Source organism: Pseudomonas sp. TH34, assembly GCF_016650865.1.
Taxonomy (GTDB): Bacteria; Pseudomonadota; Gammaproteobacteria; order Pseudomonadales; family Pseudomonadaceae; genus Aquipseudomonas; species Aquipseudomonas yamanorum.
Map to the genome: position 1 here is coordinate 83221 of NZ_JAEKFB010000023.1, position 20913 is coordinate 104133.

The following is a 20913-nucleotide window of genomic DNA, read 5'->3' on the forward strand; positions in this document are numbered from 1 at the left end:
CTCGGTAGTTAGGTAATTTAAAGCCGGTGGAGGCTGCAAAGGCATGAATGTTATAAATCGTCGCGTTGGTGCGGGTGTTGTTATTTTTCGTCCGGAGATAGTTTTGGGTGAAGTGGGGGTTCCATGGTAATAAATACTGCCGTGAAGTTATGAAGTTGATGTTAGCGCTTCATGGGGTAATGGATGGCCCGGGGAATAGTGCTTTGTTTAAAAGAGTGTTGATTGTCTGTATTGGCAATATTTGCCGTAGTCCCACCGCAGAAAGCCTTTTGCGTGGCGCACTCAGTCGCTGCGATATCAAGGTCAGCTCTGCCGGCATTGCCGCACTGGTCGGCAAACCGATTGAAAGCACCGCGCGTGCGTTACTTGAGGCCCATGGTCATCCGGCCGTTGAACACCAGGCCATCCAGTTGGAGCCACAGGCGATCAATGAAGCCGACCTGATCCTGGTGATGGAGCGACAGCACATCAGCGCCGTACTCAGCATGGCGCCCGAGGCACGGGGCAAGGTCTTGCTGCTGGGTAAATGGCAAAACGAGCGAGAGATCAGCGACCCCTACCGGCAAGGGAAAGCTGCTTTTGTGCACGCTTATGCGTTGATCGAAGAAGCCGTAAACGCATGGGCGCAGCGTCTCGCACGCTGATCGCCATGACTTTTTGAATCGAAATAAAGGCTAAGAATCCGACTTATGCAGCAAGCGCCAGCAGTCACCGTACGGGAAGACGATAACGAGGAGATTGATCTCCTCGGTCTGTTTGGAACATTGATCGACCACAAATGGTTGATCGCCGCGGTTACCGGCGCCTTTATGCTCACAGGCGCCGCGTATGCGGTGTTGGCGACCCCGGTCTATCAGGCGAATGCTCTGTTGCAGGTCGAAGCGAAAAAGAACGACTTGCTGGGCTTTTCGGACATCGGCGGCATGCTCGGCAAAGAGTCGCCTTCGGCCACCGAGATCGAGTTGATCCAGTCGCGGTATGTGATTGGCAAAACCGTCGACAACCTGAAACTCGATATCGTCGTACAGCCCATGTACTTCCCGGTGGTCGGTGAGTTCCTCGCACGCCGCTTCCAGAAGACTAACCCCGGTGCAATCGCCGAGCCCTTGCTGGGGCTGGACAGCTTCGCCTGGGGCGGCGAGTCGCTGAAGATCTTCAAGCTGGACCTGCCCGACGGGCAGCTGGGCAAGAAGCTGACCCTGACCGTGGGTGAAAACGCGCATTTCACCTTGGTGGATGAAGATGACCAAGTGCTGGCGGCCGGCGAAGCTGGGCAACTGATCGAGCAAAATGGCGTCGCCTTCCAGATTGAGGAACTGCGCGCCAAACCCGGCACGCGTTTCCGGGTGATCCGCAATGCGCGCCTGACCAGCATCCTCGACTACCAGGAAAATCTGGACGTGGTCGAGCGTGGGAAAGAGTCGGGCATGATCGGCCTGGCGCTGGAAAGCACCGACCCGGACCAGGCGATCAAAATCCTTAATCAGATCGCGGCCATTTACGTGCGGCAAAACGTGGAGCGCACCTCGGCTGAGGCGGCGCAAAGCCTGGCGTTCCTCAAGGAGCAACTGCCAGAGGTCAAGAAGGACCTGGAAAAAGCCGGGAAGGCCTTGAATGAATACCAGACCCGCAGCAAGTCGGTGGACATCACCCTGGAAACCAAGGCGATTCTCGACCAGATCGTGGGGCTCGACACCAGCATCTCCGAGCTGAAGTTGCAGCAGGCCGAGATGGACCGCAAGTTCACCCGCCAACATCCCGCGTATCGCGCGTTGCTGACCCAGATCGGCGAGTTGACCAGCAAGCAGCAAAGCCTGGCGAGCCGGGTAGAAGGCCTGCCCTCGACCCAGCAGGAGCTGTTGAGCCTGACCCGGGATGTCGAGGTCGGCACGGCCATCTATACCCAACTGCTGAACAAGTCCCAGGAGCTGGATGTGATGCGCGCGGGGACCGTGGGCAACGTGCGCCTGATCGACACCGCAGACGTCAATTACTTCAAGCCGATCAAACCGAAAAAGATCCTGATCGTGCTGATCGCGACACTCTTGGGCGGCTTCCTGGCGGTGGCGCTGGTGCTGTTGCGCAAGGCGCTGAATCGCGGCCTGGAAAGCCCGGAAGCCATCGAGCAGCTCGGGTTGCCAGTGTATGCGTCGATTCCATACAGCCCGTTGCAAAAGGTTGAAGAAGACAAAATCACCCGCGGCCGTGGACGTACCGATGCCGGCTCTTCATTGCTGGCCATCAGTCACCCCACGGACCTGGCGGTGGAGGCCTTGCGCAGTTTGCGCACCAGCCTGCACTTCGCGATGCTCGAGGCACCCAATAACCGCATCATGATCTCCGGGCCCAGCCCCGAGGTGGGCAAGACCTTCGTTTCGGTCAACCTGGCGGCGGTCATTGCGCAAACCGGACAGCGCGTCTTGTTGATTGATGTGGATATGCGCCGCGGCTACCTGCACAAGGTGCTGGGTGTGCCGGCCAAGGATGGGCTTTCCGACATCCTCTCCAACCAATGCACCCTTGAAACCGCGATCCACAAAACCGGCATTGAAAACCTCGACATCATCAGCCGCGGGCAGATACCGCCCAATCCTTCCGAGCTGCTGATGCATCGCAACCTGACCGAATTGTTGTCGCAAGTCAGCGAACGCTATGACCTGGTGATTCTGGATACGCCGCCGCTATTGGCCGTGACCGACGCGGCGATTGTGGGAAGGCAGTCGGGGACCAACCTGATCGTCACGCGCTATGGCTTGAACCCGGCCAAAGAGATCGAACATACCATTCGCCGGTTTGCCCAGAACGGCATCGTGCTCAGGGGCGCGATCTTCAACGGGGTTGAAAAGAAAGCCTCGGCCAAATATGGCTACGGCAACTACGGGTATTACCAGTACGAGTACCAGGCTGATCGGAGCTGATTCACCACTGTAATTGCAGGATAGCGGTCACGTTCTCAGGAAATGAACGAAAAATCCTGGGGCGGTAGCGTGCCAAATTCAAATCAGCATAAAGAATACCCAGCCATGTTTTACCTGTTATCCCTTATCGCGCTGTCAGCGGGTTTGCTCGCGGCGAAAAATCCAAAATACTCAATTGTAGTGTTTGGGATAATGCTGGCTGTTATTCCCACGGGTAACTCCTACAGCGAAATAATCTCGCTCAAAGGCATCTACTTCTTTGACTTTTACATCGTCGGTGGGCTGGGTGCGCTGCTGGTCAGGCAGGTGGTTTCTCAGAGGAATCAACTGACAGCGCCAGGCGGCCTGTTGTTTGGCTGTGGCCTGTATCTGGTATTACTCGCGTGCGGTTTGCTGGAGTCTTCGAACAAGTACCTGTTGAAGGATGTCCGGCCTTTCATAATGATCCTGTCGTTTATCGTGCTCTCGAACATCGCGACCCTTGCCGCGAAAACTCTGAAGCTGCAAACGGTGTTGATGCTATTGATCGCGATGACGGCATTTAACGTGCTGGATATCGCCTGGTTACGCTTGGGCCTGTACAAGTTTCAAGACGTTTACTATGAAGAAAACGCCTACCGGTACCTGGATGGCGGTACGTACGCCGCCGTGGCCTATCTGATTTATTACTTCATCGACCCACGGCTGTTTGAACAGCGAAAGAAGCTCGCAAGAATTTGTCTGGCGACTTCATTCATCTGTCTGTTTATCGCCAATTCGCGCTTCATCTTCGTGTCGGTGTTTGCGGCGATCATCATTCACCAATATACAAAGCCGGCCCGCATGATCGGGGTCGCCCTGGCCGGGGCGGTTGTGCTGATGGCGTTTATCGGCGTCAGCAACATGATCGGCGCTGACCGAATCAATGACGGTTTGTCGTCCGAGGGCATGGCCGCTCAACTGGGCACTCGTTTCAGCCCCGCGCTGGAACTGATCCGGGGCATGAACCCGCTGCATTACTTTGTCGGATTGGGCGCGGGAACGCCGTTCGAAATTCCCTGGTTTGAATACCGTGGCCTCGATGACAAGAACTCGAATATCGACAGTGCCTACTTAACGTACTTCGTTAAGTACGGGCTGATCGGCTTGTACTTGTTGTACGTGTTCATTACCTCGATTACCCAGCACATGCATAGCCGGGTGGCGGTCTCGATTGCTGTGTTTTTGGGGGTGATGTTCGTTGTGTCGGCCACGCCTTATCAGCCGTACGCCATCGGGATCGCTTATGGCGCCATCGTTCTGCGCGTCTGTGCTGAGCACACGGCCAGGCAACGCAAGAAGCTGCTTAAGCCGGACCTGCCGCTGATAACCATGCCCTTACAGGTGAAAGCCGGATGAACAGCACAGTGTTGAAAAAATTCGTCTCCAGTACGGCCTGGAGTTTCATCTCTGCCGTCGCCACCAAAGTCTCGGTGGTGATCACCGGCATCCTGGTGGCCCGGGTATTGGGCGCCCAATCCTTTGGTGAGTACGGGTTGATCCAAAGCGCGATTGTGATGCTTGCCAACGTCGCCGCCCAAGCCACCACCACGGCAACGGCCAAGCATATCGGGCAGTTCAAGGAGAGCAGCCCCGAGAAAACCGGCCGGGGTATCGCCCTGACGCTGACATTTTCGGTGTTTTTCAGTGCGATGATCATCGGGACAGCGCTGTTTTTCCCGCACTTCTTCTCCAGCGTTATCTTGGGCGCAGACAGCCTGAGCGCGGCTTCGCTGATTGTACTGAGCACCATCACCTTCATCATTCTGTCGGGATGGACCCAAGGCTGTCTGACCGGGTGGGGGCAATACCGGTCGATTGCGACGATCAACGGAATCATCGCGATGGTCGCGATCCCGGCGACGTATTTCCTCACGGTCAAGTTCAGACTCAACGGCGCGCTGCTGGGGTTGGCCGGTTCCCAATTGCTGATCGTGTTCTTCAGCGCACTGGCCTGCTGGAAAATACTCAAGGGCCGGAACACCACGCTGAGCTTCACAGGTGCAATGACTGAAAAGCATGCCGTGCTGTCGGTGGGCCTGCCGGTATTACTGACGGGGTTGATGGTCGCCCCGATGAACTGGTTCGCGAACAAGTTATTGGCGGAAACCACCAACGGCCTTGCCGCGTTGGGCATGTACGCCGCTGCCATGCAATGGAACGCGATCTTTTCACATGTTTCGGTGGTGTTGGGCTCTGTACTGGTACCGATGCTGGCCGCAGCGCTGGGCGGTAAAAACCGCAAGCTGGACGCCTTGAACTTTCTCTCGGGCTGGTTAGTGGTGCTGGTGATCATACAGCCGGTGATCATGTTTCCCGAGTTGCTGGCCAAACTCTACGGGAGCAGTTTCCTCGGGCGGGATTTTGAAGTGACGTTGGTGCTGGTAATCCTCGGATCTTTGCTCAGTGCATTCAAGTCCGGCATTTCAAGAAAGATGATCGTGATGAACCTGGCCTGGTTCAGCGTCATGAGCAACATTCTATGGGGCCTGCTGTTTATCGCCGGCGCGTTATGGCTCAGGGAGGAGGGCGCAATCGGGATTGCCAAGGCCTTTATTGGTTCGCAGTTCATCCACTTCCTGTTAGGGCTGCCTTATTTTGTTTATAAGAAAATACTGCCTTTGGAACTGCTTATATCTCCCAGGATTTTGATCCTCTGGACATTGCCTTTTATCAGTTTCATATCCAGCGCCTACGTTGAAAGTGTGCTGTATCGATTGATGATTATGGCGACGATATTTATCTACATTCTCGCAACAACGTTTGCCTTGAATGCCGTGTTTAATGACCCCGTGGAAAATGGAAGCCCAGCATGAATGTCAGTAAAGTTTATATCCGGGGTGCATACGGTCCGGGTAACTTGGGTGATGACGTATTAATGCTATGCGTGATCAATATTCTGAAAAAACGCTTTAAAGAGTCGGATATTGCGGTGGGTGTCGATCATCCGCAGATCGCCAGGAACTTTAATCCGCGCATCAAGTGGTTGCATATCAAGGAACCGGTCAAGGCCGACCTGGTGGTCTTGGGCGGCGGCGGCCAGTTCTTCTCGTTCATCCCGCCGGCCAAGGAAGTCACCGCTCCTACCGGTCGATTGGCGAAGGCCTATAAGAGCATCAAGGCTCAAACCGACCTGAAGTCCACGCTGTTACGCCTGTATGTCGGGCTGCGTGGTGGTGTCGACAAGATCTATTTCCACCGGCGTCTGGCGGCGTTCTGTATCGGCCTGGGCCCGTTTGATGGCGGTGGCAAGTTGCTGACCCGCGCCGTCAGCGTGATCAATCGCTGTGACTACATTTCCGTGCGGGACGGTACCAGCCAGCAGCATTGCAATACCTTTGGAAAGAAAGACGTGGAGGTGTACACCGACCCCAGCCTGCTTTCCGATCTGTGGATCTCCAGCAAAGACCTGGAAGTCGGCAGCCTCAAGAAGGGCAAGTACCTGTCCTTTATCCTGCGCGACTGGCCCCACGATGCAAACGGGCAACAGTTCATCAAGGCGATGGTCCAGGCCGCTGATGAATTGGCCAAACGTGGCGAGCAGGTGCGCCTGGTCTCGCTCTACAAAGAGCGTGACCAGCACCTGATCGACAAGTACGACACCTTCGAGTGGTTGTGCTGGGACGCCGCCGGCGATACCCCTGAAACCTTCATGGCGAAGCTGATCGTTGAGTCCGACGTGATCATCAGCGCACGGGCCCACGGCGTACTCCTGCCGGCTTCCCTGGGTTTCCCGACCATCGCCGTTGAAATCGAAAACAAGCTGAAAAAAGTCCATGAAATGCTGCCGCACGGCACGAAGCTGGTCAGCGTCCCGGACCCCGACGTGATCATCACGACCATCAGCGAATTCCGCCAATCGAAAGCGCAAATGGCCGAGCACCTCAAGCAAGAAATCGCCCAGCGATCTTCCCTTGCGCAAAAAGCCGTCGACGACTTTTTGAAATGGGTCGATGAAAAATAAAGTGGAGGGGCAACCGACGTGAAAAAGACAGCCTCGACGCTACTCACTTTGGCGTTTTCTCTGCAGGTGGCCGCGAGCGGCGCATCAGAGGTCAGCGACCGCTGCGAGCAACGCATCAAGAACATCTATCCGTCACTTCCGGATGTGTCGCAGGTGCTCGACGGTGCTCAGGCGCAAAACAGCATCAAGGGCCGCGCCAATTTAACCAACAAAACCTACAGCCAGAAAATCAAGGACATCGCCGTTCATTTTCCCGCCGGCTCGTACGACCCGGGCTCGATGGTTCGGCTCGGATTGCCCTACGGCGGAATCGAATTCAAATCCCCGCTCCCGCAACCGGGCAGGGAGTGCCTGGTGCTGACGTACGAGTTGAAGTTCGACCAGAATTTCAATTTTGTAAAAGGCGGCAAGCTCCCTGGCCTCTACGGCGGCACCGGCAATACCGGCGGGAAAATACCCAACGGGCATGACGGCTTTTCCACGCGTTATATCTGGAAAGAGAAGGGCGCCGGTGCGATCTATGCCTATTTGCCCACCAGTAAAACCTGGGGCACGGCAGTCGGCCTGGGTTCCTGGATTTTTACGGTCGGGCAGTGGCACAGGTTGGAGCAACTGGTGAAGTTGAATACACCGGGGCAGGCCGATGGCGTGATTTCCATCTGGTATGACAAAAAGCTGGTGCATTCCGAAACCGGGCTGACGTTTAGAGATACCCCGGACATCAGCATCGATGGCCTGCTGTTTTCTACGTTCTTTGGTGGGAATAACCCGTCGTTCGCCACGCCGGTCAGCACCAATATTCGCTTCAGGAATTTTGTGATGAGCTCCCAGCGCGTGACTGATGCATCAGGGCAGGGTGACTAAGTGAAAAACCTGAAACTGAATATCAAGAAGGCCGCTGTTGCGCTGTTTAATTCGCTGCTCAGCCTGGCGTTGTTTTTCAACCTGAGGCGTTCACTGCTCAGGCTGACCGGATGCCAGGTGGGCGCGAAAACTACGGTTCACCGCAAGGTGGTTTTTTTCACCTTCGGCAACTTCTCCATCGGGAAAAACTGCACGGTCAATTACGACTGCTACCTGGACAACCGGGCCGGTATCCAGATTGGGGACAACGTCAATATTTCCCACAACGCCCGGATTTATACCCTGGGTCACGATATTGATGACCCGATGAGTTGTCTGGTGGGCAAACCCGTAGTGATCGAAGACAACGCCTGGCTCTTTCCCAATGTGATGGTGATGCCAGGCGTCACCATCGGAAAAGGCGCCGTGGTTTATCCAGGCAGTGTGGTCACGCGCAACGTTGAAGCGTACTCAATTGTGGGCGGCAACCCGGCCAAACATCTTCGCTTCAGGAATAAAAATATTCTGTACAGCGCCGACTTTCCGATTTGGTTTGCCGTGTAAGCACCTCACTGGCTCCACTTTTATTTATGCAGGATTCTGACGTGAAATCATTAATGATCGCATGGATTGGCTATCAACGACGCGCCGATACCATGAAGCAATATTGGGCCTATGACATTCTGCACTTGCCCAACCGGTTCAAGAAGAAATCGGCGCGTCCACTGGACTACTTGATCAAGTCGTTTAAAACCATCAAGACGCTATTGGCCGGTTCGCCGGAAGTGCTGTGGGTGCAGTTGCCGCCGAGCCCGGTATTGCATATAGCACTGGCCTACAAGTTTATATTTAACCGGCGCTTGAAGATTATCGCTGATGCCCACAACAGCTTGTTGCGCAAACAGTGGATAGGTTTTCCGGGCACTGTATCCCTGTTGAATAGAATCGACGCAGTGGTCGTGCATAACTTTAAAGTCAAAGAGGAACTGGCAGGCCTTGGCGTCAAGGAAACCAATATCTTTATCCTGGAAGACTTGCCGTGTGACTTCCCGGCGGCGCCCGCCACCGAGCGCGAGAGGCCCTATGTGCTGTTTCCGTGCTCCTTTGATATCGATGAGCCCATAGAGGTCGTGATCAACGCCGCCCGGGAAATGCCGGATGTCGACTTCCTGATCACCGGAAAACATCAGGGCAAGCTGTCTGAAGAACTCGTGGCGTCCCTTCCCGCGAACATCAAGCTGACCGGTTTCCTCAGCAAAGCGACGTTCGAACAGTTGCTGTGCAACGCGAATGTGGTGCTCGGCCTGACCACCCGCGACAACGTGCAGTTGAGCGTGGCCAACGAAGCGGTCAGCGCCGGCCGGCCGATGGCGCTCTCGAATACCACGGTACTGCGCTCGCTGTTTTCCGAAGCCGCAGTGTTCGTAGACACCCTGAATCCACTGTCGATAAAGGCCGGCGTCGCGCAGCTCATCGCCAATCAAGAAATCTATAAAGAGAAATCAGCCTTGCTCAAAGCCAAGCGAATAGCCCGCTGGAAAGGCCAGGCACAACAGTTAAGAACTGCCGCCACTATTTAATGATGTCTATTACACCTGACAGGAAGGGAACCGTCATGAGTCAATCAAGTGATGTTTTATTGATTTGTTCTGGAGGTGGGCACTGGGTGCAAATGAGCAAGTTGCTGCCGGCCTTCGACGGTCAGAAAGTTACCATTGCCACCGTGGATATCAGCATTGGCTCGCAGTATCCCGCCCACGCCTTTGCGCAAGTCCCGGACTTTAATCGCAGTGAGCCGATGAAGATCATCAAGGGCTTTTGCCAGATCTTTGCGATCGTCTACCGCAGCAAGGCCAGGTACGTGATCTCCACCGGCGCCGCGCCGGGGTTGCTGGGATTGGTCGCGGGAAAACTCATGGGGAAAAAGACCCTGTGGATCGACAGTATCGCCAACCCCAAGAAACTTTCGTTGTCCGGCCGGATCGCTGTTTATTTTGTCGATGAGTTGCTGACCCAGTGGCCCACGCTTTCGCAAAACAGCCGGGCCCAATATAAAGGGAGGATTGTGTAAATGATATTTTGCAGCGTTGGCACTCAAGCACCCTTTGAACGGATGCTCGGCTACTTGCATGAGTGGAGTCATGCAAACCCTGAGGTCCCGATTGTCGCCCAAGTGGGCAATCAGGAAAATGACCTGGGCCGCATTACGGCGCACAAGACCATTGCCGAGCCGCTGTTTTCCAAGAACTTTAATGCGTCAAAAGTGATTGTTTCCCATGCGGGCATGGGCAATATCATTCGCTCCCTTGAACTGGGAAAACCCATCGTTATCGTCCCGCGAGACAGCCGACGGGGTGAACACATCAATAATCACCAGTACGACACCGCCGAGAACTTTTCAGATATTCCGTCGGTGTTTATCGCCCACGATAAAGACGGCTTCTTTTCGGCAATTGATTCAGCACTTAACTACAGCAGTTCGGAAAGTCCATTGGACTTTACCGAAAGAGACCGCCTGATCAGTTATGTAAAGTCATTCACGTCTTAAGTTTCGGTCGGTTGTCGACACGCTTCCATTACGTTTAATCATCGAGTAATCGCTATGATCCCAGTGATATTGTCTGGCGGCTCAGGCACGCGCCTGTGGCCGCTTTCTAGAGCACTTAAGCCAAAGCAGTTTATAGCGCTGCACGGTGACTTGAGTTTGTTTCAAGCCACGTTGGACCGCATCAAGAACCTCTCGATAGAGGGCGAGAACGTCAGCCCACCGATCATTGTGTGCAACGAAGAACACCGTTTCATCGTGGCCGAGCAAAGTCGATCGCTGGACTTGATACCCCAGAAAATCCTTCTTGAACCCACGGCCCGGAATACCGCTCCGGCGATTGCCGCCGCGACGTTGTCAGCCCTGCAAGACGGCGATGACCCGATCCTGCTGGTGTTGGCGGCAGACCATGTGATCGGCGATACCGGCGCCTTTAATGCGGCCTTGACGCTGGCCGCGGTGGAGGTCAACAAGGGCAAGATCGTTACCTTCGGCGTGGTGCCTACCAAGCCGGAGACTGGCTATGGCTATATCCGCACTCAAGCCGCTGCCCTCGATGGCGCGGCGCATGTCGAGGCCTTTGTCGAAAAGCCCGACCTTGAGACCGCACAAAGCTACCTGGCCCAAGGCAACTACTTCTGGAACAGCGGCATGTTCATGTTCCGCGCTTCCGTGATGAAGGCTGAACTGGAGCGCTTGAGCCCGGAGATCATGGTGGCCGCAGAACTGTCCCTCTCCAATGCGACGCACGACCAGGATTTCACCCGGCTCAACCAGGTGGATTTCGTGAACGCGCCCAACGTGTCGATTGACCACGCGGTGATGGAAAAAACCGACATCGCGTCGGTGGTCATCCTCAACTCTCCGTGGAGCGATCTGGGTGCCTGGGACTCGGTCTGGGAAGCGGGCCTCAAGGACCAGAACCAGAACTGCACCCAGGGCGACGTGCTGCTGCAAGACGTGACCAACAGCTATGTGCATGCCAGCCACCGCCTGGTCACCGTTGCCGGGATCAATGATGTGGTGGTGGTCGAGACCGCCGACGCGATCCTGGTGACCACCAAGGATCATGCGCAAGACGTCAAGAAAATCGTCGCGCAGCTCACTGAAAAGCACCGCATCGAGAGCGCCAGTCACCGCGAAGTCTATCGGCCGTGGGGCAAATATGACTCGGTGGACCAGGGTTATCGCTACCAGGTGAAGCGGATCACGGTTAAGCCGGGGCACAAGCTGTCGGTGCAGCTCCACCACCATCGGGCCGAGCACTGGATCGTGGTGTCCGGCACCGCGAATGTGCAGATCGCCGACAAGCAGGTGCTGCTCACCGAAAACCAATCCACCTACATCCCCATTGGCGTTGTGCACTCCCTGGAAAACCCGGGACGCATCCCGCTGGAGCTGATTGAAGTGCAGTCCGGCTCCTACTTGGGCGAAGACGACATCATCCGCTTTGAAGACCGCTATGGCCGCCTCGAGCTTGTTTAAAGGACTATTGAAATGAACGTAACTGTATTTGGAATCGGCTATGTGGGCCTGGTGCAAGCGGCGGTGCTGGCTGACGCGGGGCATGAAGTCTGCTGTGTCGACATTGACGCCACCAAAGTCGAGAACCTCAAGAGCGGGATCATTCCGATCTATGAGCCCGGGCTGAGTGCCCTTGTGCAGAAGAACCATGATGCCGGGCGCTTGCAGTTCACCACTGACGCGGCGCAAGGCGTGCGGCATGGTGAAGTGCAATTTATCGCCGTGGGCACGCCGCCGGATGACGATGGCAGCGCCGACATCAAGTACGTGCTCTCCGTTGCCGCGACCATCGCGCTCAACATGACCGAGCCGAAGATTATCGTGAACAAGTCCACGGTGCCGGTGGGGACCGCGGATAAAGTCCAGGCCAAGGTGTCCGAGGTGTTGGCGTCCCGGGGGCTTGAGGTGGAGTTTCAGGTGATCTCGAACCCCGAGTTCCTGAAGGAAGGTTCGGCAGTTGCCGACTGCACTCGCCCCGACCGAATCATCATCGGCAGTGACAGCAGCTACGCCGTGGAGCGCATGCGGGAACTGTATGAACCCTTCAACCGCAACCACGAAAAAATCATCACGATGGACATCCGCAGTGCCGAACTGACCAAGTACGCGGCCAACTGCCTGCTGGCCACCAAGATTTCCTTCATGAATGAAATGGCCAACTTCGCCGAACGATTGGGCGCAGACATTGAGGCCGTTCGTAAGGGCATTGGCTCTGACCCACGGATTGGCTACGACTTTATCTACCCTGGCTGCGGTTATGGCGGCTCGTGTTTCCCGAAAGATGTACAGGCCCTGGAGCGCACCGCGTCGTCGATCGGCTATCAGGCAACGCTGCTGTCGGCCGTCGAGGAAGTCAACAAGCGCCAGAAGCAGCACCTGTTCGGGCATATCCACCATCACTTTGGTGGGCAACTGGAGGGCAAGACCTTTGCGATCTGGGGCCTGGCCTTCAAACCCAATACCGACGACATGCGCGAAGCCTCCAGCCGCGTGCTGATCGAACAATTGCGCAGCGTGGGCGCCAGGGTTCAAGCCTTCGACCCGGAAGCGATGGCCGAGACCCAGCGCATTTACGGCATGAACGAAGACTTGCTGCTCATGGGGACCAAAGAGGCCGCGCTGCAAGGTGCCGATGCATTGGTGATTGTGACGGAGTGGCGTGAGTTCAAAGCCCCGGACCTGGACTTGATTAAAGAAAAACTGAGCACGCCTGTGATCTTTGATGGCCGCAATATATTTGATCCGCAGCGGATGAAAGCCAACGGCTTTGACTATTACGGTATTGGTCGCGGGTTATCAGTACGGCCAGTCGTTTAAACCTGACGATTATTAACATGGGTGGTTTGAGCTATCCACAAGTGAGATGATTTCGAGGAGGCTAAGTGTGTGATCCAACAGGATCTTTGTACAGTTTGCATAGCCTGTTTATCTCCGTTCCATCACTACTCCCTTATTGCAAAGTTTGATAAGGGGTAAATATCGAGAAGGAGTCTGATATGAGGAAATTACTGTTGGCCGGCTTGCTGGCTTTCACAAGTACTGCGGCACTGGCGGCGGGTGAAGTCGCCGGCGCTGCGGTGAGCGAGGCCGCCGGCGCAGGTGAGTCCCTGTCGTTGAGCACCCCGCTCGTGGGTGGCGTGACGCTCGGTGAAGGGGTTGGGGTCGGCACGGCCGTTGTCGGCGCTGCAGCAGCCGCTTCCAACTCGGGTGGCAGTTCCAATGGCGGTACTGCCGGCACCGGCGGTACAACCGGTACAGGCGGCACTACCGGTACCAACTAATCCCTCGTAAACCCTGTTGTACAAGATCACTCAGAACTTTCTGGGTGATCTTTTTTAGACTCGTCCTCGACTAGCGTAGTGCCATTATGATTTCTAGGTTACCTGTTCTTTTGCTGGCAAGTATCAGCTTGCACGGCTGCATGTTTTCGCCTGGTCAACACATGGACACCAGTCAAATGTCCAGTGAGGGCTCTCCCGAAAGTACCCGGGTGGAGTTGATTCCGATCACGCCCAAGTTGATCGCCATGGATGCCGCCACGCACGTTCGTGAATCGGTACCTGCTGAATTGCTGGCGTATGTTCCGGGTGGCTATCGGGTAGGCGCCAACGACCTGTTGTTTATCACGGTCTGGGATCACCCCGAGTTGACGGCACCGTCCGGGCCGCAACAGCAGATCGATGCCAACGGCCGCTTGGTGCGTCCGGACGGCACGCTGTTTTATCCGTATATCGGCAACGTTCCGGTGGCCGGTAAAACCATCGAAGAATTACGCGCCTTTATCGCCGGGCGACTGTCGCAGTTTATTGAAAGCCCTCAGGTCGACGTCAGCGTCCTGCGGTTTGCCAGCCAGACCGTGGTGGTGACCGGTGCGGTGATCAAAGCCGGCCAACAGCCAATCACTACCACGCCCTTGAGTGCCGTTGAAGCCATTGGCGCCGCCGGCATCGACCCGACAAATGCCGACCTGTCGGGCCTGACACTCACCCGCGACGGGCGTGAATACAGGCTTGACCTGGACAGCCTGAATCGCCAGGGCTCGCAACTGCAGGGCATTTACCTCAAGGGCGGCGACCGGCTGTATTTGCCCTATAACGACCAAAAACGTGTGTACCTCATGGGCGAAGTCAATCAGCCCCGGGCCCTGAGTTTCAAGGGCAAGTCGATCAACCTGACCGATGCCCTGGGCACGGTGGGTGGCTTGAACCAGACCACCTCCAATGGCAACGCCGTCTACGTGATTCGTGGCGCGGACAACCTTGAAGCAGAACCCGCCAAGGTGTTCCAGCTCGATGCCCAATCACCGTCCGCGCTGGTGCTGGCCACCCGATTCGACTTGCAGCCCCAAGACATCGTGTACGTCGGGCCAGCTGGCGTGACGCGCTGGAACCGCCTGATCAGCCAACTGCTGCCAACCGCCAGTGCCGTCGGGATCGGTGCCCGATCGTTTAATGACCTCAGCGAAGCCAACAGCAGATAAGGCTCAAGCCCTCCGTGAAAATTTTGCCTACCTGCGCCTGTCTGTCGATGGCGCTCTTGTTGAGCGGGTGTAACCCGTTGATGAGGGCGTCCTGGTACACCCTCGAAACCTCCGTCAGCGGCCCGGCCCCCATCAACGTGACCCGTGCCCAGGTCGACGCCGTGCCGTACCCGCAGATTCTGGTCACCACCGCTGTCAGTGAGGGGGTGATGGCCAGGGCACGGCGCCGGGGCGACCTGGAGTTCTGGGTCGCTTCCGGCAAGCAAGTGGTGATGATGCGTGACGGCCTGGTGGTACGCACCGTCGGCCTGGGCGTTTCCCTGGACGGCACTCGCTTCAGTGGCGAGTCACCGTTCAAGCGCGGCCTCCAGCATCTGCCCGATGGCTACACCAGCACACGCTGGATCGACCTCTACGACGGCAACCGAATCGGCGTCGCGGTCAACAGCCGTTTCAGCACCCACGCCATCGAGACCCTCCGCATTCTGGACAAGGATCATGCCTTGCTGCGCATCGACGAGCAGGTGGATGTTCCCACCTTGGATTTCCGCGCCACCAACCATTACTGGGTCGACCCGCAGGATGGTTTCATCCTGCGCAGCGAGCAGCATCTGACGCCCCGGTTGTCCCTGAAAATCCTACAGCTACGCCCTGATCGGGAGGCTGCCCGGTGAAGTCTCTGAATCTTCTATGGCTGGGCCTGTTGTTGATCGGCCCCGGTACGAGCCAGGCAGCCGTCACGGTCAGTGGCGATGCACGCAGCCCTGGCGCCTATGAGGTCAAACCGGGGGCGCGCTTGCTGGACGTGATTCGCGTGGCGCAACCGAACGCCGAAAGCTACTGGTTGGGTGCCGCATGGCTGCACCAGTCGTTGATGGAGCCGCAGGCGCGTTTGAAGGCCGGGGTTTTGTTCGATTTGAAACTGCTGCAACGGGGAGCCTTGCTGGACGACCGGCCCACCCGAGCGCAGTTGAGTGCGCGTCTGTATCGGCAGGTCGAGCAGTTGCCGGTCACGGGCCGCCAGGTGGCGGTGCTGGACCCGATCGCCGTGGAGGCAGGGTTCGCGCGCAACGCGTTGCTCGATGACGGCGACCAACTTGTTTACCCCGAAAGGCCCTCCACCGTGGAAGTGCTCGGGGCCGTCGCGCAGCCCTGTGAGGTGCCGTACCGCGCCATGCAAGAGGTCGGGGATTATGTTCGCAACTGCACCGTCCTCGACGACGCCGAGCGCGATGACCTGTGGCTGATCCAGCCCGACGGCCAGGTGCGACGGGTGGGCGTGGCGGCGTGGAATCGGGAGGACGGCATCGTGGCTGCGCCTGGCAGCCGGATCCTGGTGCCGGTGCGCAGCGATGACCTTGAGACGCCGACCCCTGATCTCAACCAACAACTGGCCGAGTTTTTTGCCACTCAACCGTTGGCTGAGGTGAACCCTTGAATTTACGTTTTGCTGCTGTATTGCTTTTGCCCTGCGGACTGGTTCACGGAGAACCCCGTTACACCCAAAATGATTTCGGCGGCGTGGGTCTACTCCAGACCCCCACCGCACGCATGGCCCCGGCGGGCGAGTTGAGCGCCAACGCCAACCGCACCGATCCCTACTCGCGCTACAGCTTTTCCTTGCAGCCGTTCGACTGGCTGGAAGGCTCGTTTCGTTACACCGCCATCAGCAACCGCAGGTACGGCGCCGAGGCGTTGAGCGGAAGCCAGAGCTTCAAAGACAAGGCCATCGACTTCAAGGCGCGGCTTTGGGAAGAAAGCCACTGGGCACCCCAACTGGCCTTCGGCGCCCGGGACATCGGTGGTACCGGGTTGTTTTCCAGCGAATACTTCGTCGCCAACAAGCGTTATGGCAACCTGGACTTCAGCCTCGGCATCGCCTGGGGCTACCTGGGAAATCGAGGCGATTTCGGTAACCCGCTGTCGGTGCTCGGCAGCAAGTTCAACGACCGGCCGAAGAGTACTGCGGTCGTCGCCAGGGCAGGGGATGTGAACTCCAACGCCTACTTCAGGGGGCGTCCTTCGTTGTTTGGCGGAATCGCCTATCAAACGCCCTGGGAACCCCTGAGCGTGAAGCTCGAATACGAGGGCAACGACTACAAGCACGAGCCGTTGGACAACCCGATCAAACAGGATTCGCCGGTGAATATCGGCGTGGTCTACAAGCTGGCCGACAGCGTCGATCTGAGCGCGGCCTGGGAGCGCGGTAATACCGCGATGTTCGGTATCACCCTGCACACCAACTTTGTCAGCCGCAAGGCACCGGTGAAGACCTACGATCCTCCCGCCGAACCGTTGCCGGCGCGCATGCCGACGACCCCGGCCGACCAGGTTGACTGGGCCAACGTATCCGATCGTTTGCAGCAGAATGCCGGCTACAAAGTGGAGCGCATTACCCAGCACGGTTCCGAGCTGATGGTGTATGGCGAGCAACAACGCTACTTCTATTCAGCCAAGGCCGTGGGGCGCGCCAGCCGGATCCTCGACAACAGCGTCAATCAGGATATCGATTGGTTCACCCTGGTGAACAAGCGGTACGACATGCCTATGGAAGAGACCAGCGTGCCCCGTGACACCTTCCGCGCGGTGGTCAACAACGACCAGCCGTTGAAGGACCTGCACCGTACCACTGAGGTCAACCCGGCGATTGCCCACCAGGAAACTACGCTCTACACCGGCAAACGTCAGCCCTTCAGCTACGGGCTCGGCCTGGGTTACAAACAGAACATCGGCGGCCCCGACGGGTTGCTCTATCAGTTCACCGCCGACGCCGACGCGGAGTACCGGTTTACCCGCAACACCTGGTGGAGCGGCTTGGTCAGCGCCAACCTGCTGAACAACTACGACAAGTTCACCTACGACGCGCCAAGCGGGTTGCCGCGGGTGCGCACCGATCTGCGCCAGTATATGACGACGTCCGATGTGACGATGCCGACGTTCCAGTTCAACCATGCGGCGCGGCTGGATCGCGACCTGTATGGCATGGTCTACGGCGGTTACCTGGAGTCCATGTACGCTGGGGTTGGCGGCGAGATGCTGTTCCGGCCGGCGGGCAAACACTGGTCGGTGGGTGCAGACCTGAACTTCGTGCGCCAGCGTGATTTCAATCAGGGCTTCGGCCTGCGGGATTACCAGACCATCACCGGGCATGTCACCAGCTATACGCAGCTGCCGTATGACACCTTGGCCGCCGTCAGTGTGGGGCGTTACCTGGCGCGGGACTGGGGCACCACGGTCGACATCTCGCGGCAGTTCAAGAATGGCGTGAAGTTTGGTGGCTGGGTCACGCTGACCACGGCCTCGAAGGAAGAATACGGCGAGGGCAGCTTCGACAAGGGCATCTACATTTCCGTCCCGTTCGACGAGCTGATGAGCACTTCGACCATGCGTCGCGCCAACGTCGTATGGGCACCCCTGACCCGGGATGGCGGCGCACGCCTGAACCGCGGGTACTCACTGCAAACCATGACCGATGGGCGTGACAGCGAGCTGTTCTACAACAACTTCGAGAAGATCACTGAGTAATGTAGCGGCGTCTGCCGACAAGGTGACTCACTGCCCGGTGCTCATGCGCCGGGCGGTGAGCAAACCGCAACAGTAAAGCGCCAGGTGCAATGCCGGCGCGCAACACGTCCCTGACTTTCCTCTCTGACTTTTATACGAACGGCTTGGGCCTGGATGCCCAGGCGTTGCTGTGGGCGTTAGTTTTGCGCGGGGCGGGGACGATGAGGGGAGGGGCGATAGCGCCCCTAAGGGCGCCTGGTGCACCGCGCCGCCGGTGTGGCGGCGCGGGGGAAGGGAGGGCTTAGTAAATGTCTTTGGAGAGCAGGGTAAATGGCGTCTTGAACAGGATCTTGATGTCCAGCCACAGCGACCAGTTGTTGATATAGCGCAGGTCGATATCGACCCGTTGCTGCATCTTCTCCAGGGTCTCGGTTTCGCCCCGGCAGCCGTTGACTTGCGCCAGGCCGGTGATGCCGGGCTTGATGCGATGCCGCGCCATGTAAGCGCGAATCTTGCCCGAGTAATAGTCATTGTGGGCCACGGCATGGGGGCGTGGTCCCACCAGTGCCATGTGCCCTTGCAGCACGTTGAACAGCTGCGGCAGCTCGTCGATGGAGGTACGGCGGATAAAACGCCCCACGGGGGTTATGCGTGAGTCGTTGCGGCTGGCCTGGCGCACTTCCTGGTCGTCATGCACGCGCATCGAGCGAAACTTCCAGACCTTGATCACCTCACCATTCCAGCCGTGACGGTCCTGCTTGAAAATCACCGGGCCGGGGGAGGTGAGCTTGATCAGCAGGGCGAACAGCAACAACAAAGGGCTGAGCAGCACAATCGCCAACAGCGCCAGGCTCTTGTCCAGCAGTGACTTGCTCAGTGCCGCCGTGGGGCGACTGGTCAGCGGGCTCTCATTAAGGAAGATTGCAGGTAGGCCGTCTACCTCGGCTACGCTGTGATTGAGCAGCAGCATGTTGTTGAGGTCGGGCACCCAAATCACGTCCACGCTGATCTCCAGCAGGTTGAGGTAGAGCGCCTCGATGTGCGTGGCTTCCTGAAGGGAGTGGGTGATGTACAGCCGGCGTATGCCGTGCGCTCGGATCAATGAGGGAAGGTCGGGCAAGTCGCCGAGAATCTGCGGTTGAGTGTTGCCCTGGGGGGACGCGGTGTTGGGGCCGACAAGGCCGACTAAGGGTGAGCGTTTTTGCCTGGCAAGCGTATTGGCCAAGTCGGTCGCTAGTTTGCCCGTGCCAATAATCAGTGATTTCTGGCGCTCGTGAAGTTGCCGATGGTAGTACCTGGACAGACTGTGAATCGGAATGTAGCAGAGTGCTAGTATTGGATAGCTCACTGCTGCCCAGAGTAGCAGGATCTCCAAGGGAAACAGCGAGCTGGCATTACAGGCAATGCCAACCGCCGATAATATGCCCAAGGTCAATAACCAGCCGGTGAATAGCCGTCCCAGTCCAACAAAAAAGTCATCTTTTTTGCTATAGACGTCACATAACATGTACGCCGGTATAGAGGCCAGTATTGTAATGGCTGCCAATATCCGGTAGTGGGATTCCAATTGTCCGGTCTTGAACAGTACCAGTGAAAACAAAAGTACAACGACCACACTCAAGGCAATTGCCCACTGCCCCCAAAAGGTCAGACCCTTGGGTGTAAGGTTACGATGCATTCTTCTGTTGTTAAGCATACTTCTGCTCCCTGTGGTATCCACTCACGTACTGGCAGGTTAAAGCGAGGCGTGGTTTTAATGACTATCAAATGGCAGGCGCACGCGTAGGCGTGCGTATTGATAGTAATAAATGGCAGGGAGCAATGGCTGACGACTTATAACGCGGTCATGTTGTTATAAAATGGCAGATATAACGAGGTTTTAATAGGCAGGGTGAATTGTAATTTTTATGAAATAATTATTGTTCGGCGACGTTATTGCGGTTGCTCAACGGGCTTTTTATTTTCTGTGTGAGGCAATAACCGCGATTGCGTACCGCCCGGAACAGGCGCTCGCCATCGTTGACGCGTTTGAACTTGTCCTGCAGCCGGCTAAGGCACATTTCAAGCCCGCGATAGAGGTCGGGTTCGCGCCCGATATTGCGAATAAGTTCTTCCTTGCTCACCACACGTTCTTCATGGTGCAGCATCTTTTTAATCAGCGCCGACTCAATGGTGGTCAACGAAATTCGTAGCCCGCCTTTCACCAGTGCCCGGTCTTGCTGGGTAAGCAGCCAGACATCGGGAGTGCGCAATACGGGTGTTGCATTAACAGTTTCGGTCGGAGTGTTATTAAGGTGCGGGTGTGGAGCGTCTGATTTTAATGCGGTGATGTTCGGGTTTTTTGAGGCGTCGTAAAGTTTTCGGGTCAGGCGATTGCTGGCCTCGTAAAGTCTTTTCGCGGCCACATAGTTGCTGAGCCAGAGATTAAAGTTCTGCTCACTGGTAACGGCATAGGAACTGGTCGAAGCGTCCGATGTTTTTTCTGCCGTTTCGATCAGCGGACCGCTGTCGACGTCGTAATGTAAAAATGCCACATTTGGCGTGAAATCGTGCAGTGCGATTGACGGGTACGTCGATGTAAATGTGTGTTTCTTGAGAGAACTCATGGCATTCACCG

Annotated in this window: 19 protein-coding genes; 17 read left to right on the top strand and 2 right to left on the bottom strand. The window is 56.8% G+C overall.

Annotation, left to right across the window (positions count from 1 at the left end):
- Positions 1–203: 203 nt before the first annotated feature.
- The 17 genes from JFU58_RS18600 (at position 204) to JFU58_RS18680 (ending at position 18317) form a co-directional block, all read left to right on the top strand.
- The gene (locus JFU58_RS18600) at positions 204–644 is read left to right on the top strand and encodes a low molecular weight protein-tyrosine-phosphatase (protein ID WP_167410184.1); all 441 of its coding nucleotides are present in this window, start codon (positions 204–206) and stop codon (positions 642–644) included.
- 45 nt (positions 645–689) lie between these two features.
- Complete coding sequence (locus JFU58_RS18605) at positions 690–2918, top strand: polysaccharide biosynthesis tyrosine autokinase (RefSeq protein ID WP_177026640.1); 2229 nt, start codon at positions 690–692, stop codon at positions 2916–2918.
- Positions 2919–3023: 105 nt separating this feature from the next.
- On the top strand, positions 3024–4295 hold the full coding sequence (locus JFU58_RS18610) for a DUF6369 family protein (protein WP_063030988.1): 1272 nt from the start codon (positions 3024–3026) through the stop codon (positions 4293–4295).
- Positions 4292–5752 carry an oligosaccharide flippase family protein gene (locus JFU58_RS18615; protein WP_201141563.1) on the top strand — a complete coding sequence of 487 codons (1461 nt, stop codon included), beginning with the start codon at positions 4292–4294 and terminating at the stop codon, positions 5750–5752. Before JFU58_RS18610 ends, JFU58_RS18615 begins: the two co-directional genes overlap by 4 nt.
- Complete coding sequence (locus tag JFU58_RS18620) at positions 5749–6900, top strand: polysaccharide pyruvyl transferase family protein (protein ID WP_201141565.1); 1152 nt, start codon at positions 5749–5751, stop codon at positions 6898–6900. The genes JFU58_RS18615 and JFU58_RS18620 overlap by 4 nt, the downstream gene beginning before the upstream one ends.
- Before the next feature lie 18 nt (positions 6901–6918).
- Positions 6919–7764 (top strand): polysaccharide lyase, encoded by an 846-nt coding sequence (locus JFU58_RS18625; RefSeq protein ID WP_342215281.1) that lies wholly within the window; start codon positions 6919–6921, stop codon positions 7762–7764.
- On the top strand, positions 7765–8307 hold the full coding sequence (locus JFU58_RS18630; protein WP_177026637.1) for a DapH/DapD/GlmU-related protein: 543 nt from the start codon (positions 7765–7767) through the stop codon (positions 8305–8307).
- Positions 8308–8360: 53 nt separating this feature from the next.
- Entirely contained in the window at positions 8361–9323 is a 963-nt protein-coding gene (locus JFU58_RS18635; RefSeq protein ID WP_177026644.1) for a glycosyltransferase family 1 protein, read from the top strand.
- Positions 9324–9415: 92 nt separating this feature from the next.
- Positions 9416–9814 (top strand): polysaccharide biosynthesis protein, encoded by a 399-nt coding sequence (locus tag JFU58_RS18640; RefSeq protein WP_017475061.1) that lies wholly within the window; start codon positions 9416–9418, stop codon positions 9812–9814.
- A complete protein-coding gene (locus JFU58_RS18645) occupies positions 9815–10291 on the top strand; it encodes a glycosyltransferase (RefSeq protein ID WP_063030978.1) in 477 nt (158 codons plus the stop codon).
- A 54-nt stretch (positions 10292–10345) separates the two neighbouring features.
- Positions 10346–11773, top strand: a complete 1428-nt coding sequence (locus JFU58_RS18650) for a mannose-1-phosphate guanylyltransferase/mannose-6-phosphate isomerase (protein WP_201141567.1) — start codon at positions 10346–10348, stop codon at positions 11771–11773.
- Positions 11774–11785: 12 nt separating this feature from the next.
- Complete coding sequence (locus JFU58_RS18655; RefSeq protein ID WP_201141569.1) at positions 11786–13129, top strand: UDP-glucose dehydrogenase family protein; 1344 nt, start codon at positions 11786–11788, stop codon at positions 13127–13129.
- 179 nt (positions 13130–13308) lie between these two features.
- On the top strand, positions 13309–13593 hold the full coding sequence (locus tag JFU58_RS18660; protein ID WP_063030974.1) for a hypothetical protein: 285 nt from the start codon (positions 13309–13311) through the stop codon (positions 13591–13593).
- Positions 13594–13679: 86 nt separating this feature from the next.
- The gene (locus tag JFU58_RS18665) at positions 13680–14792 is read left to right on the top strand and encodes a polysaccharide export protein (RefSeq protein ID WP_157721257.1); all 1113 of its coding nucleotides are present in this window, start codon (positions 13680–13682) and stop codon (positions 14790–14792) included.
- Between the two features lie 14 nt (positions 14793–14806).
- Positions 14807–15466, top strand: coding sequence for a YjbF family lipoprotein (locus tag JFU58_RS18670; protein WP_342215283.1), 660 nt, complete (start codon positions 14807–14809; stop codon positions 15464–15466).
- The gene (locus JFU58_RS18675) at positions 15463–16230 is read left to right on the top strand and encodes a capsule biosynthesis GfcC family protein (RefSeq protein WP_201141571.1); all 768 of its coding nucleotides are present in this window, start codon (positions 15463–15465) and stop codon (positions 16228–16230) included. Before JFU58_RS18670 ends, JFU58_RS18675 begins: the two co-directional genes overlap by 4 nt.
- Positions 16227–18317, top strand: coding sequence for a YjbH domain-containing protein (locus JFU58_RS18680; protein ID WP_201141573.1), 2091 nt, complete (start codon positions 16227–16229; stop codon positions 18315–18317). The genes JFU58_RS18675 and JFU58_RS18680 overlap by 4 nt, the downstream gene beginning before the upstream one ends.
- A 280-nt stretch (positions 18318–18597) precedes the next feature.
- Here JFU58_RS18680 and JFU58_RS18685 read toward each other — a convergent pair whose 3' ends face one another.
- Together JFU58_RS18685 and JFU58_RS18690 are read right to left on the bottom strand one after the other, a co-directional pair.
- Positions 18598–19992 carry an undecaprenyl-phosphate glucose phosphotransferase gene (locus JFU58_RS18685; RefSeq protein ID WP_201141575.1) on the bottom strand — a complete coding sequence of 465 codons (1395 nt, stop codon included), beginning with the start codon at positions 19990–19992 and terminating at the stop codon, positions 18598–18600.
- A gap of 220 nt (positions 19993–20212) precedes the next feature.
- Positions 20213–20902 (bottom strand): winged helix-turn-helix domain-containing protein, encoded by a 690-nt coding sequence (locus tag JFU58_RS18690; RefSeq protein WP_063030961.1) that lies wholly within the window; start codon positions 20900–20902, stop codon positions 20213–20215.
- Positions 20903–20913: the final 11 nt, after the last annotated feature.